This is a genomic window from Gracilimonas sp. (genome assembly GCF_031581265.1).
Lineage (GTDB): Bacteria > Bacteroidota > Rhodothermia > Balneolales > Balneolaceae > Gracilimonas.
Window position 1 is genome coordinate 1 of record NZ_JAVLBQ010000009.1, and the last position, 13,903, is coordinate 13,903.

At 41.2% G+C, this 13,903-nt stretch carries 10 protein-coding genes and 1 tRNA gene; 6 read left to right on the forward strand and 5 right to left on the reverse strand.

Annotation, left to right across the window (positions count from 1 at the left end; genetic code table 11):
- The coding region (locus tag RI561_RS05025) for a hypothetical protein (RefSeq protein WP_395079133.1) at nucleotides 1–206 on the forward strand (206 nt) is incomplete at its 5' end.
- Between the two features lie 106 nt (nucleotides 207–312).
- On the opposite strand, the gene RI561_RS05030 is transcribed toward RI561_RS05025, so the two are convergent.
- Nucleotides 313–386, reverse strand: a tRNA-Arg gene (locus RI561_RS05030).
- A gap of 464 nt (nucleotides 387–850) precedes the next feature.
- On the opposite strand from RI561_RS05030, the gene RI561_RS05035 reads away from it, so the two are divergent.
- Nucleotides 851–4,114, forward strand: a complete 3,264-nt coding sequence (locus tag RI561_RS05035) for a WD40/YVTN/BNR-like repeat-containing protein (protein ID WP_395079134.1) — start codon at nucleotides 851–853, stop codon at nucleotides 4,112–4,114.
- Nucleotides 4,115–4,357: 243 nt separating this feature from the next.
- Here RI561_RS05035 and RI561_RS05040 read toward each other — a convergent pair whose 3' ends face one another.
- Both RI561_RS05040 and RI561_RS05045 read right to left on the reverse strand, forming a co-directional pair.
- Nucleotides 4,358–4,633: a hypothetical protein gene (locus RI561_RS05040; protein ID WP_395079135.1), complete on the reverse strand. Its 276-nt coding sequence runs from the start codon at nucleotides 4,631–4,633 to the stop codon at nucleotides 4,358–4,360.
- Nucleotides 4,633–5,055: a hypothetical protein gene (locus RI561_RS05045; RefSeq protein ID WP_395079136.1), complete on the reverse strand. Its 423-nt coding sequence runs from the start codon at nucleotides 5,053–5,055 to the stop codon at nucleotides 4,633–4,635. Before RI561_RS05045 ends, RI561_RS05040 begins: the two co-directional genes overlap by 1 nt.
- A 318-nt stretch (nucleotides 5,056–5,373) precedes the next feature.
- On the opposite strand from RI561_RS05045, the gene RI561_RS05050 reads away from it, so the two are divergent.
- Nucleotides 5,374–5,724, forward strand: a complete 351-nt coding sequence (locus RI561_RS05050) for an STAS domain-containing protein (protein ID WP_395079137.1) — start codon at nucleotides 5,374–5,376, stop codon at nucleotides 5,722–5,724.
- 428 nt (nucleotides 5,725–6,152) lie between these two features.
- Here the strand turns inward: RI561_RS05050 and ahcY are convergent, their stop codons facing one another.
- Nucleotides 6,153–7,466 (reverse strand): adenosylhomocysteinase, encoded by a 1,314-nt coding sequence (gene ahcY / locus RI561_RS05055; RefSeq protein WP_395079138.1) that lies wholly within the window; start codon nucleotides 7,464–7,466, stop codon nucleotides 6,153–6,155.
- A 6-nt stretch (nucleotides 7,467–7,472) separates the two neighbouring features.
- A complete protein-coding gene (locus RI561_RS05060; RefSeq protein ID WP_395079139.1) occupies nucleotides 7,473–7,961 on the reverse strand; it encodes a TlpA family protein disulfide reductase in 489 nt (162 codons plus the stop codon).
- A gap of 298 nt (nucleotides 7,962–8,259) precedes the next feature.
- Here RI561_RS05060 and RI561_RS05065 point away from each other — a divergent pair, with 298 nt between their 5' ends.
- The 3 genes from RI561_RS05065 to lhgO all read left to right on the forward strand — a co-directional run bounded on the left by RI561_RS05065 (nucleotide 8,260) and on the right by lhgO (nucleotide 13,903).
- Nucleotides 8,260–11,217, forward strand: coding sequence for a SusC/RagA family TonB-linked outer membrane protein (locus tag RI561_RS05065; RefSeq protein WP_395079140.1), 2,958 nt, complete (start codon nucleotides 8,260–8,262; stop codon nucleotides 11,215–11,217).
- An 11-nt stretch (nucleotides 11,218–11,228) separates the two neighbouring features.
- Nucleotides 11,229–12,602: a RagB/SusD family nutrient uptake outer membrane protein gene (locus RI561_RS05070; RefSeq protein WP_395079141.1), complete on the forward strand. Its 1,374-nt coding sequence runs from the start codon at nucleotides 11,229–11,231 to the stop codon at nucleotides 12,600–12,602.
- An 89-nt stretch (nucleotides 12,603–12,691) separates the two neighbouring features.
- The gene (gene lhgO / locus RI561_RS05075; protein ID WP_395079210.1) at nucleotides 12,692–13,903 is read left to right on the forward strand and encodes an L-2-hydroxyglutarate oxidase; all 1,212 of its coding nucleotides are present in this window, start codon (nucleotides 12,692–12,694) and stop codon (nucleotides 13,901–13,903) included.

Sequence of the window (13,903 nt, forward strand, 5' to 3'; positions counted from 1 at the left end):
GTCGTGTAAAGCCCCGAAGTATATTAGTTTTTCAGCAAGCGACGTTGAAGAAAAATCCTTGGAGAAACATTAACATTGTTATCCCATTGCATTTTGAGTGTTTAATCAGGAATGTAGAATCGTTTTTTATTTATAGTTTTTATAAAGGTGAGCACAATTATTTAAAAAAAGATGAGGAAAAAGGTATATTTAAGATGTGCATTTAGGGCATAGAGGAATGTATTTCATTCCCCCGAGACTCCCCCGAAGGTTTTTTTAAACAAAAAAAGAGGGTCAATTAAGACCCTCTAAGTTGTTGTAAAAACAGGTAAGTACACCCGGGGGGATTCGAACCTCCAACCGCCTGATTCGTAGTCAGGTACTCTATCCAGTTGAGCTACGGGTGCAAAAAAATTGAGAGCATCAAAGATAAGAACTTATGTGTCGCAGGGCAATTATTTTTACCGGCTAAATTACCCGACATAAAACAAAGGATGCTTTTAAATTTCCGTTATAGCTCACCGAGAGAATGGTAATATCATCCGATTGGTCCGCTTTGCCCATAAATTTCAGTACATCCACAATCAGGCTTCGGATCAGTTTATCGAGCTCATTATTAGAATGCTTCGCGAGGAATCTTTCAAGGAGATTATTTTCGTGCCACAAAGCTTACATGGTATGTAACGGTAGATACGGAACATTAACTTTATACATATAGACTAGTAGATCGAATATAGCTAAAAAGCACAATGCTTGATATCAACATCCGAGTTATCACCTGAGGGTATTTCAGTTTTATAAGTCCATAAAACGTCTTTAAAATCTCATTTTATTTACTACTTTAAGGGTCAATTTTAATTGAGTTCTTGCCATGCGTCATCATAAAACACCGTATTTACTTTCATTCTTTGCTCTCTTTCTATTTCTGACCGTTGATGTTTTAGGTCAAACTGATATAAACACCTTCAAAAAAGCCGTAAGCAATTTAGAATTGCGAAGTATTGGTCCTGCCGTTATGGGTGGGCGAATTGCAGATATTGCGGTTAATCCTGAAGACAAAAGTGAGTGGTATGTAGCGGTAGGCTCGGGAAACCTCTGGAAAACGAACAACAGTGGGACTACATGGAATACCGTTTTTGATGATCAGGTATCCTATTCAATAGGAACGGTTACCTTAGATCCCAACAATCCAAGTGTGGTTTGGGTGGGTACCGGTGAAAATGTGAGTGGTCGCCATGTAGCCTGGGGCGATGGGGTGTATAAAAGTTTGGATGCCGGGAACAGCTGGCAACATATGGGATTGGAAGGGTCAGAGCATATCGGGAAGATACTGGTGAACCCGGAGAACAGTGATATGATTTTTGTGGCAGCTGAGGGACCGCTCTGGTCTGAAGGTGGACAAAGGGGATTGTATAAATCCATGGATGGCGGAGAAAGTTGGGAAGCAGTACTTACCATCGATGAACATACGGGGGTGACGGATGTCGTATTTGATCCTTCGAATCCGGAAGTGCTTTATGCCGCTACATATGAAAGAAGAAGGAAAACGTGGTCTTTCATGGCGGGCGGACCCGGTTCAGGTATTTACAAATCGGTTGATCATGGCGAAACATGGAAAGAAGTGACGAATGGACTACCGAGCGGCGACATGGGTAAGATTGGGCTGGCTGTGACTGCCGCAGATCCACAGATCGTGTACGCAACTATTGAAGCCGGTGTCGGGGAAAGAGGCTTTTATCGTTCAGCCGATAAAGGGGAGAGCTGGGAAAAACGAAACAGTTATTTATCGGGAGGTACCGGCCCTCATTATTATCAGGAAATTGTAGCTTCTCAAACAGATCCGAATTTGGTATATCAGAATGATGTTTTCATCCATGTAACCCGAAATGGCGGAGCTACTTTCGATTACCTGGGTAACGGGCGGGAAAAGCACAGCGATAACCATGCACTTTGGATTGATCCGGAAAATGGGAAACATCTTATCGCCGGTTCCGATGGCGGTCTGTACGAATCTTTTGATGAAGGGACTACTTGGAAGTTTTTCCCAAATCTACCTATTGCTCAATTCTACAAAATCGCCATCGATAATGCGGAGCCCTTCTATAATGTAGTGGCCGGAGCCCAGGATTTAGGAACACTTATCGGCCCGTCAAGAACGACAAATACGGCGGGAGTGCGAAATCAGGATTGGTACGTTCCCTTAGGAGCAGATGGCTATGATGCTGCTTTTGATCCTGAAAACCCAGATATCGTATATATGGAAATTCAGGGCGGTGAATTGTATCGACTTGATCGCAAAACAGAAGAAATTATAAGCATCAAACCTCGTCCCGAACCCAACGATCCACCGGAACGATATAACTGGGACAGTCCGGTTATAATAAGTCCGCACGATAACCATACGCTATATTTTGGATCACAGCGACTTTGGAAAAGCACGGATCAGGGTGATTCTTGGGAAGCTATAAGTGAAGATCTTACCACCAACACCAATCGCTATACCCTGGAAATGATAGACCGTGTGCCAAGTGTGGACGCGCTTTATGATAATGGGGCCATGTCATTATATGCTACGTTAACAGCCATTTCTGAGTCGCCAATTCAAGCGGGTTTGCTGTACACCGGTTCGGATGATGGATTAATTCACGTAAGTAAAGATGATGGGGAAAGCTGGAATCAAGCCGATGCCCTGCCGGGTGTGCCGGAGCGTTCTTTTATTAACGATGTAGAAGCCTCGAAGTTCAATGAAGAAACCGTTTTTGCTGTAGCGGATGCCCATAAACTGGGAGACTATTCTCCATATATTTTTATGAGCACCAATGCCGGTAATTCATGGAAATCCATTTCCGGTGATTTACCTGACGGCGTAATCGTCTGGTCTATTAAGCAAGATCATATCGATGAAAACCTGTTGTTCATTGGGGCAGAAAACGGGATGTATGTCTCTCCAAATAAGGGCGAAAATTGGATCAAGTTTACGAGGGGAGTACCAACTATCGCTTTTCGGGATATTGAACTTCATGAACGAGATCATGATTTAGTAGGAGGCACCTTTGGTCGTGGGATTTACATTTTGGATGACTATTCTTCATTGAGAGGTATGCGGGACAACCTGGATTCGAATACTATTTTCCAGGTAAGGGATGCTTGGTGGTATGTGCCCAATATTCCTATGCAGGCGAAGGGAATGCCATCTCAGGGTTCAATGAATTTCCATACTCCCAATCCTGAATTCGGGGCGATGATAACCTATTATATTGACGATGTTCCTCAAACAGCGAAACAACAACGCCGTGAAACGGAACAAGCCCTTGAAGCTGAGGGAGAAGATATTCCATTTCCGGGCTGGGATACATTGTCGGAAGAATCCGAAGAAAATGCCCCAAGCGTACTATTGCTTATCAGGGATGATGAAAATAATGCGGTTAGATGGCTGCAGGGTAATACTGCAACAGGCTTGCACCGTATAACATGGGACCTGAGATATCCGGCGCCTAATGCTATTTCACTGTCAACGCCCGACTTTCAGCCCCCTTGGGCCGGTTCACCGGAAGGTCCTATGGCTGCACCTGGCACTTATTCCGTAGAACTGTTTATTCTGGATAATGGAGACCTCCAATCACAAGGAGCAGTACAGGAATTCGTAGTAAAGCCCACACCCGCAGTGGAAGGAAATGCCAATTTCGAAGCTGTGGCAGCATTTAATAAAACCACCAGTGATATATATCGACAAATGATTGTAGAGAGCAGAAAGTTGGGCGAAGTCAGTAACAAACTTAGTTATATGAGGGAGGCAATAAAGCAAGCCAGTTCTGCTGAACCTGCGCTATTTGAAGGTTTGAAAGAACTTGAAAGTGAACTTGCTGATATACAAGAAGCCTTGTCAGGAGACCGAACCCGAGGAGCATGGAATGAAGCTTCGGCACCGTCAATGATGTCAAGAATATGGATGGCGAGAAGTGGATGGTCCACTACACAAGCACCCACAGAAACCAGCCGAAGACAATTGGAAATTGCCAAGGCTCAATTTGATGAATACTTAACTACTACGGAATCATTTTTTGATATGGTATCCGCGTTTGAAGAAGAGCTGGCTGCTGCAGGAGCCCCATATACGCCGGGAAGGAATAACTAATAACTGAAAGCAATTACCTCAGCCCAAACACCATTAAGGAAATGTTCGGTGTTGGAACTGCGGATTATTGGGATTAAAGGATCTCGCTGATTTCAGCAATACCTGAATCCGTGTTAATCCGAAAATCCGGTTAATCTGTGGTTCAAATAGCATATTTCGGAAGAAGCGGAGCATAGAAATTTTAGGTTATTTAAAAGGTTGGAAGAGGGACAAATAAAAGTTCATGTGATTAACTGTTTAGTTTCAAATTGATGCAAACCAATCCGCAAAAGATTGCCACCAGTTTAAGCCCGTAAGATCAAAATAAATGGGGATTTCAATAATTAAATAAAGCAGTAGTAAGCTGGGATATACCCATTTGGCTTTTCTATTATTACGGTCAATAATGGATAAAGCTATCAGGATCACATTGATAAACCCGAACGTTATCCACTGATTGCTAATTTGAAGCTCGGGTGCAATCATCCCGATAAACCGGGCCAGGATCGGGTCGATGAAGGTAAATGAAGTAGCTATCATCAATCGGGCATGAACGGTTTTTTTTTGCGATAATAGATGGCAAACCCGTAGGTGAAAGCAAAAACAAAAGCGAGAGAGAGTTGCAAGTAAAGCACATAGGTGCGCAGTGAAAATAAAGATTCTGATGCTGTTGAGATCTTATTATGTGCCAACAGTAAGATACTGATAATAACCAAGCCGGCTATGGAATATGAAATTTTCCCCAAGGTGCGATGCAGGTCCAACAGACGTTTTTTTATGAGATACGGCTGCACAATCAGTAGAGCAAACCAAAAAATGGCCGTAAAGGCGTGAAAGTGGACATAAAATGAACTCTCAAAAAATAAGAGGTAATAGCTTTGCCAAAAAGCCACAATAGATAATAACAGAAGTCCAATAATCAGTGTGCTTGAATTTGTGTAATCCAGCTTAGCTGTTTTCATAGGCCTCAAGTATTCTACACCGAATAATCCGATATCAGATGTAATTAACTATACAATTTTGATTAAGGGAGAAAATCTGTAAAACAATGATTGCCTGAATATTACATCAAACCAGAAATACAGTACCCGTTAATTAGTTATTAAAGTTAGTATGGCTTTTCATTAGAAGAGAAATCACTAAAGACAAATCAAACCCATAACTTTTAATAAATATCTTAAACTAACACAATATTTTTCATATCAAAATACGATAGGACTGGATTTTAAAGCAGAAAATTGTATTAATGGAACACCCTTTTTAACCAAACAGCTATTATTATGAACTACAATGTTTCGGAACGGTACAATTGTGTAATTATCAGTCTTAAAGGTAATGTTATGGGAGGTCCTGATGCGGAAGAATTCAGAGACCAGCTCCACAAATTTATTGATGAAGGAAAGAAAGAGGTAATTGTAGATCTCGGAAAAGTAAAGTTCATGAACTCATCCGGACTTGGAATTTTAATTGGCGGGATGACAACCATGAAAAATGCAGGTGGTGAAATGGTTATTTGCCAGGCTGACAAAAAAATCGAAAGCTTGTTGATGGTAACACAGCTTATTAAAGTTTTCAATCACTTCCGCACACTGGATGAAGCCGTGGAACATTTTAGCGATGACGAAGAGTAATAAAAAATCCCGCACTAACTGAATAATGCGGGATCAACATTTTTCACAAGCCATCCGGTGATTTATTTCACCGGACGGTTTTTTTACACTTGTAAATTAATACTATCCACTAATTGTCATCCTTGTAGATGTTAGATCATTCGATGACAGCTACTAGTTTTTTTTAAAATAAAACGGAAATGTCCTCCCTTGAGGGAGGTGCCGGGCTGAGCGGATGCGAAGTCTGGCGGTGGGTGTTGGTGCTAAGGGCAACACCTCTCTTACTATTCCCAATACCTTAGATTCTGAGTTGTATCACTCTACACTTTCCTTGACACCAACACCCCTCAAAATCAGTCAGGAACAACTGACTGATTTATCTCCCCTCAAGGGGAGACTTCACTTACTTAACATCTACAGGTGTGAAAACCTTAATTGTTTAAATTTTATTAATACCGGTACTGATCAGATTTATAAGGCCCTTTAATCGGTACACCGATATATTCGGCTTGCTCTTTTGTAAGAGTTTCCAATTCAACACCAATCTTTGAAAGGTGCAGACGAGCCACTTTCTCATCCAGTGATTTTGGCAGTACATGCACACCCGGCTCAAATTCTTCCGGACGATTCCAAAGTGCAATTTGTGCCAGCGTTTGGTTGGTGAAGCTGTTGCTCATTACAAAAGATGGATGTCCGGTTGCATTACCGAGGTTCATCAATCTTCCTTGTGAAAGCAGTACTACTTGTCTGCCCGTTTCTTCAATGGTAAACAAATCAACCTGTGGCTTAATGTTTTCTTCTTCAGAATGCTCTTTCAGCCAGGCTACATCAATCTCATTATCAAAGTGACCAATATTTCCAACGATGGCTTTGTCTTTCATCTTCAGGAAGTGGCGGTCTTTGATGATGTCTTTGTTACCGGTTGCGGTTACAAAGATATCTCCTTCCTCAACGGCGCTGTCCATAGTTTTAACTTCATAGCCATCCATTGCGGCCTGTAGTGCACAAATAGGGTCAATCTCGGTGACAATAATCCGGGCTCCTGCACCACTTAATGAAGCGGCTGTTCCTTTTCCTACATCTCCGTATCCGGCTACAACAGCTACTTTGCCTGCCATCATTACATCGGTGGCACGACGAATAGCATCGGCTGCAGATTCACGGCAACCATATTTATTATCAAACTTTGATTTGGTAACAGAATCGTTCACGTTGATAGCGGGGAGGGTCAACGTACCTTTACGCTCACGTTCAATCAGGCGAAGTACACCGGTGGTGGTTTCTTCAGAAATGCCGTTGATGCCATCAATGAGCTCTGGATATTCGTCAAGTACCATATTGGTGAGGTCGCCACCGTCATCTAAAATCATATTTAGTGGCTGTCCGTCAGGGAAGAATAGGGTTTGCTCAATGGCCCAGTTAAATTCTTCTTCGTTCATTCCCTTCCAGGCATACACCGGAACGCCGGCTTCAGCCATAGCAGCTGCGGCATGATCTTGGGTGGAATAAATATTACAAGACGACCAGGTTACATCGGCTCCAAGCTCGATCAGCGTTTCAATAAGTACCGCAGTTTGGATGGTCATGTGCAAACATCCGGCAATACGGGCACCTTTAAGCGGCTGCTCGTCTTTGTATTCTTCTCGGATGGCCATCAAGCCGGGCATCTCGGCTTCAGCTAAGTCGATTTCCTGCCGACCATAATGGGCCAACGAAATATCTTTTACTTTATAAGGTAGTTTCTCTTCTTTTACTTCAGGCATAATGAATTATGATGTTTTGTTTTGTTCTATAATTTCTTTGGTGTCTTGATAGTCATTTCCGGTTAAACCGAGCTCCGCTTTAATCAAATAACCTTGTGGGTCTAAAAATACTTTAAAAGGAATTCCGAGAGTAATGACTTCATCTCCAACTTTATTTGTGTCCAATACATACTCAAAATCGTAATCTTGATTATTCATGAAATTTTGGACGTCTTCACGGGTATCAGAATTATTTAAATTTACGGCAACTACAACAAAGTCGTCCGGGTATTCATTCTGAAGTGAATCCATGGCCGGAAAGACTTGTAAACAAGGACCACACCAGGTTTCCCAAAAATCAACAAGTACGACTTTACCCTCGAGGTCTTCAACTTTTAAAGTTTCTCCATCCAAGGTTTCAAACTCAGCATTCCAGATAGCTTGGTCAATATTCTGTTCAGTTTCGGTGAGCTCCCTGGGATTTTGACGTTCAGAAGAACAGGCTGTAACTGCCATAATTATTATTACTGATACGACAAAAAAGGCATGTTTCATAAAAAGGTGTATAGTTGAAATTAACTTGGTCAAAAAATAACACTCAAAGATACAATATAGTTCTGATAATGTAGAGCCCAGATTCCTGATGAATATTTTTTCTTGATGCAAAATAGAGTCATTAAAAAATGGAATGCTCTTGGAATAGTTTGTTAAATAATTTTTTTGTTTATTAATATTGGATTAATGTTTAGAACAGGTGAATCTGTGATAAATTAAATTCTTATTAAAATTAAAGATTAACCAAAATCATAATACTATGAGAAAAAGCTACTATTCGAAATTGCTGGCTGTTTTTTCTGTGATATTTTTTAGTACACAGATTGCAATAGCTCAGTACACAGTAACCGGTACGGTGACAGAAGCCTCGACCGGAGATGTATTAGTAGGTGTTACCATTTTTGATGCTGAAACTAACAGCGGTACATCTACGGGAATTGATGGCGAGTATTCACTGGAGCTACCTGCAGGGACAACCACCTTGCGGTTTTCTTCAGTTGGATTCGTCACCAAAAATATTGAAGTATCAGGGTCAAACGGAGAAGAAGTTACCTTAGATGTGGAGCTTCGAACCGACTTGGCAAACCTTGAAGAGATCGTTGTTTCAGGTCTTGCTTCCAATATAAAACGAAGTAACCTTGCTAACGCCGTAGGTACGGTATCAGCTGAGGAGCTGGCAGGCATTTCCGTAACTCAATCTGTTGACGGTGCTCTTTCAGGTAAATTATCTGGAGTGAATATTGTATCAAGTAGTGGTGCTCCCGGTGGTGGTAGTAATGTTCAGCTACGCGGTATATCTACACTTGGTGCCGGTTCTTCACAGCCACTTTATGTAATTGATGGTATATATGTTGATAACTCTGTTATATCAACTGGTAGGTCATCAGTAAGTGGCGCAGGTGGCTCAAGTCAGGATGGGGTTGCTAGTCGTGTATCTGACCTTAACCCTGAGGATATAGAATCGATTGAAGTTCTAAAAGGACCTTCTGCCGCTGCTATCTATGGTAGTCGTGCGAATGCAGGTGTAATTATTATCACTACCAAAAGAGGGCAGGCCGGTGAAACTCGTGTAAGTATCAAACAAGATGTCGGGTTTGCTAAAGTCAGAAATCTGTTGGGCTTTGATAAATGGACAGAAGAAAAAATAAACCTTCTTTATAGTGGTAACAGGTTAGATACCGAGTTGGCATTATTTCGCCAAAATGGAAATCTTTTAGATTATGAGGAAGAAATGTATGGTGAAACTGGGTTGCTCACGAATACCCAAATTAGTGCATCAGGTGGTAATGAGCGTACTCAATTTTACTTAAGTGCTGGTATTCAGAGTGAAGAAGGCATTATCAAGAGAACTGGATTTGATAGAAATAATATTCGTTTGAATATTGATCATTCAATTAATAATAATATATCAATTTCATCTTCCTCGAATTATATTAGAACTGATTCTGACAGAGGGTTTACCGGTAACCAGAATGGAACCGGTGGTAGTATTGGGTATAATATTGCTTATGTGCCTAGTTACTATGACCTAAGACCTGATGAAAATGGTAATTACCCTAACAACCCATATTTTGCAGAAAACCCTTACGCAATTGTGGACCATGCTGTGAACAACCAGTTAGTAAACAGGTTTCTGCAAAACTTAAATCTTGAAGCACAGTTATATTCTGATGAGAATAGCTTCCTGACATTCAATACTCAAGTTGGTTTTGATTATTTGAATGCAAACTCTGAAGTTTATTTTCCTGAATGGTTTCAATCACAACAGGCAAGTGCAACTCCTGGTGATGTGATTCATGGTAAGCAAGATAACTTCAACTTGAACCTTCAAGCTTTTCTTGTTCACAATATTGACTTGGCCGGATTCAATTTTAATACCCAGTTAGGATACACTCGTATTTATGAGGAATCTAACCGCCTGTTGAATAGAGGTAGAGGTTTAGCTCCAGGGCAGACAAACTTGAATCAGGCTCAGGTACAGTCCGTATTTGGGCAAAGATTTCAAGAAGTGTCTGAAATTGGGCTGGTTGCTCAGGAAGAGATCAACTGGGAAGACAAGTTGATCGGTACTGTAGGTGTTCGTTTTGATAAATCAACGCTAAATGCTAATCAAAACGAATTTTATGCATTTCCAAAAGCTTCATTAGCAGCAAACCTGACCAACTTTGATTTTTGGAGTATCGATCAAATCGATCAGTTTAAGCTGAGGACAGCTTACGGTGAAACCGGTGGAAAAGCATCCTTCGGTTCAACTTTTGAAGCACTTGGAGGTGTAAATATAGGTGGGAATCTTGGTTCTGTTATCTCAACAAGAGCAATTGATCCCAACCTAAAGCCAGAGACCGCAAGTGAGATAGAGTTTGGTGCAGATATTAGTGCTTTTGAAGGTAAAATTGGATTAGAGGCAACATATTATATAAAAGAAGTGCGTGATCTGATCCTTGATCAAAGTCCACCAGCTTCTACTGGTATAAGTGCTATAGCTACGAATGCAGCAGACTTAGAAAATAAGGGATGGGAACTTACGCTTACTTCCTCACCTGTAAGGTCATCAAATTTATCCTGGATGACGAAATTGATGTATTGGAAAAATGATTCAGAGATCACTCGCTTGGATATTCCTTCTTTTGAGACAGGTGGATTTGGTCTTTCATTAGGTCAATATCTGATCCGTGAAGGTTTTTCACCGACAACCATCGTTGGAAACCCGCAAGATCCAGGGCTGACTTTTTATGGCAATGCGCAACCGGATTACCAAATGTCATGGTATAATGAACTTAACTTTATGAGCAACTTCGACTTGAGTTTCTTATTCCAATACAGTAAGGGCGCAGATAATATTAATTTAACAAGCTTCTTGCTTGATGGTGGAGGAAATACTCCTGACTGGAGTGATGATGATGACGGCGATGGCACACCTAATGGTCTCGATAGAGGGCCATTCAACCCAAGTCGTTTTGTAGAAGACGCAACGTTTCTAAAACTTAGAGAAGTTGGTTTATACTATACAGTACCAGCTGATGTAGTGGATGGTCTTCTAAATGTGGAGAGAATCAGATTGGGTGTTTCTGGTAGTAACTTGTTTGTAATAACCGATTACACCAGTTACGATCCTGAAGTGTCAAACTTTGGTGCACAACCAATAGCACAATCGGTAGAGGTTACCCCTTACCCTAACTCCAGAAGAGTATTCTTCCATATAAATCTCGACTTTTAAGAATGATTATCATGAATAAGATTAAAATATATTTACATAGTACAGTATTTGTACTGTTATCAGTTTTTATGGTAACAGGATGTAATTTGACAGAGGTAGATGAGGTTGTAGACCCCAATAATCCTTCTGTAGCCGGTGTATTGCAAGATGCCTCCAGAGGTGAATTGCAAAACATGATCACGGGACTGGAATCACGCCATCGAGGGTATGTGTCTAATGCTACTCTACTCTATGGTTCATTTGGTCGCGAGGTTTGGGCATTTTTTGAATCAGACCCACGATTTACTATTGACTGGTTGGGACAGGAAGGCATAACTCCTTATCCTAACTTTTTTGCATCAGGGGGTGTTTATAACACGCCTTATCAGGCAATAAAACAAGCCAATTTACTTATTGGTGCAACAGAAAATACATCCAGTATTACTGAAGCAGAAAAGAGTGCAATACTTGGATTTGCAAAAACTATCAAAGCATTCCAATACTTGATTCCACTTCATGGTCAGTACCAAAATGGAATACGTTTTGATGTTGATGAACCCTTGAATCCAGGTCCTTTCCTCAGTTATGATGATGCTCTAACAGAGATCCTTGCTTTATTAGATGAAGCACACAGTGATTTGAATAATGCTTCTTCCACTCTCCCATTCAGTTTAACGGATGGGTTTGGTGAGTATGGCTTTGATTCAGTTGACGGCCTTATTGAAGTAAATCGAGCTATCAAAGCCCGTACTTCTATTTATGCTGAAGACTGGGACGGTGCATTAGATGCCTTGAATAATTCCTTTATGGAATTAACTGCAGGTGAGGCCAGCATGAATACAGGAGTTTACCATGTTTACGGTAATCCCCCTGATGCATTCAACCCGCTTTATGAGCCGCTTGATGCCAATACAAATCAGATTATGGTTGTACATCCATCTATGATTGATGATGCTGAAGCCGGTGATCAGCGTGTTGCAAATAAATTCTACGAGCGTGCTGTACCGGTTTCAAATGCAAATGTTCCGGAAGATGCTTCATACCAAGATGCTCGATGGGCGACAAACACATCGTCAATTCCATATTTAAGAAATGAAGAGTTAATTCTTATATATGCAGAGGCGTTGGCTCAAAGAAATCAAGGAACAGATATAGCTGATGCAGAAGCAGCTGTTAACCTGATTAGAAATACATGGGGTTTGCCTTCTGTAAGTCTAAATAATACCCAAGAAGTTATTGATCAGGTGTTATTTGAGCGGCGTTATTCCCTCTGGGCAGAAGGAGGACATCGTTGGATAGATGCCAGAAGGTATGATCGACTGGACGAGATTGATGCGAGATACGGTACAGTATTTACTCAATTAGAACGTCCGACAAGTGAAACCAACTTCGAGAATAATAACTGATGAACATCAGTTAAATATTAATTTTAAAGAGCCCCTGATTAATCAGGGGCTCTTTTTTTATTGTTATAAATCATATCTTTGCCCTCATGATGTACGATTTCACTATTATTGGGGCTGGTATCGTTGGCCTCTCAACAGCTTATAAATTATCTCTCAAATATCCGGAAGCAAAGATCCTTATTCTTGAAAAAGAAGACCGGGTAGCCGCTCATCAAACAGGGAAAAACTCAGGTGTTATTCATTCGGGTATTTACTACAAACCCGGCAGCTACAAAGCCAAAAACTGTGTGGATGGCCGTCACCAACTCGTCGATTTTTGCAAAAAGCACGATGTAGCCATGGAAGTTTGCGGCAAAGTAATCGTGGCTTCCGATGAATCTGAAGTTCCAAAACTCAAAGAAATATTTGAAAGGGGTTTACAAAATAAAATCGAAGGAATCGAACTAATTGGACACGAACGACTGAAAGAGTTAGAACCCCACGTTGATGGTGTTGCCGCTATCCATGTGCCGTGCTCCGGTATTGTAGATTATGTAGGTATGTGCCGTGTAATGATGCATTTACTGGAACAAGGCAATGGCACCGTCCAATTTAACAGTGAGGTGAATAACATCAGTAACAAAGGAGAATATTTACAGATTGAAGCCGGTTCAGGCAAAGTTAAATCTCAATATTTAGTGAATTGTGCAGGCCTGTATTCTGATCATGTAGCTAAATTTGCCGGTGTATATTCCCCGGTTAAAATTGTGCCCTTCAAAGGAGAGTACTATCAGCTTAAGCCGGAAGCCGAGTATTTAGTGAATGATCTGATCTATCCCTTGCCCAATCCTGAATTTCCATTTTTGGGCGTGCATTTTACCCGCATGGCGTTGGGGGGAATTGAATGCGGGCCCAATGCCGTTTTTGCCTTTAAGCGAGAAGGCTATAAAAAGGTGTCGTTTAATTTGAAGGAAACTACAGAGACCTTCAATTTCCCAGGATTCTGGAAAATGGCCAGAGAACACTGGCGCATGGGACTGGATGAATACCGACGCTCCTTTTCTAAAAAAGCGTTTGTTAAAGGACTTCAAAAACTGATCCCTGAAATTCGTGAAGAACATCTTGAGGTATCTCCATCCGGCATTCGGGCAATGGCACTGCAACCTAACGGTGAAATCCTGGATGACTTTTATTTTGAAGTGGCTGATCGTCAGATTCATGTGTTGAATGCTCCGAGTCCTGCAGCCACAGCCGGGCTTGCCATCGGTGATGAAATAGTGAATAAAGTAGATGAGAATTTCACACCTTCAGTTGCCATCTAA

Excerpts from the sequence above, each read along its gene's own strand:
- RI561_RS05035 (WP_395079134.1), top strand. The coding sequence starts at position 851 with ATGCGTCATCATAAAACACCGTATTTACTTTCATTCTTTGCTCTCTTT.
- RI561_RS05040 (WP_395079135.1), bottom strand. The coding sequence starts at position 4,633 with ATGATAGCTACTTCATTTACCTTCATCGACCCGATCCTGGCCCGGTTT.
- RI561_RS05045 (WP_395079136.1), bottom strand. The coding sequence starts at position 5,055 with ATGAAAACAGCTAAGCTGGATTACACAAATTCAAGCACACTGATTATT.
- RI561_RS05050 (WP_395079137.1), top strand. The coding sequence starts at position 5,374 with ATGAACTACAATGTTTCGGAACGGTACAATTGTGTAATTATCAGTCTT.
- ahcY (WP_395079138.1), bottom strand. The coding sequence starts at position 7,466 with ATGCCTGAAGTAAAAGAAGAGAAACTACCTTATAAAGTAAAAGATATT.
- RI561_RS05060 (WP_395079139.1), bottom strand. The coding sequence starts at position 7,961 with ATGGCAGTTACAGCCTGTTCTTCTGAACGTCAAAATCCCAGGGAGCTC.
- RI561_RS05065 (WP_395079140.1), top strand. The coding sequence starts at position 8,260 with ATGAGAAAAAGCTACTATTCGAAATTGCTGGCTGTTTTTTCTGTGATA.
- RI561_RS05070 (WP_395079141.1), top strand. The coding sequence starts at position 11,229 with ATGAATAAGATTAAAATATATTTACATAGTACAGTATTTGTACTGTTA.
- lhgO (WP_395079210.1), top strand. The coding sequence starts at position 12,692 with ATGTACGATTTCACTATTATTGGGGCTGGTATCGTTGGCCTCTCAACA.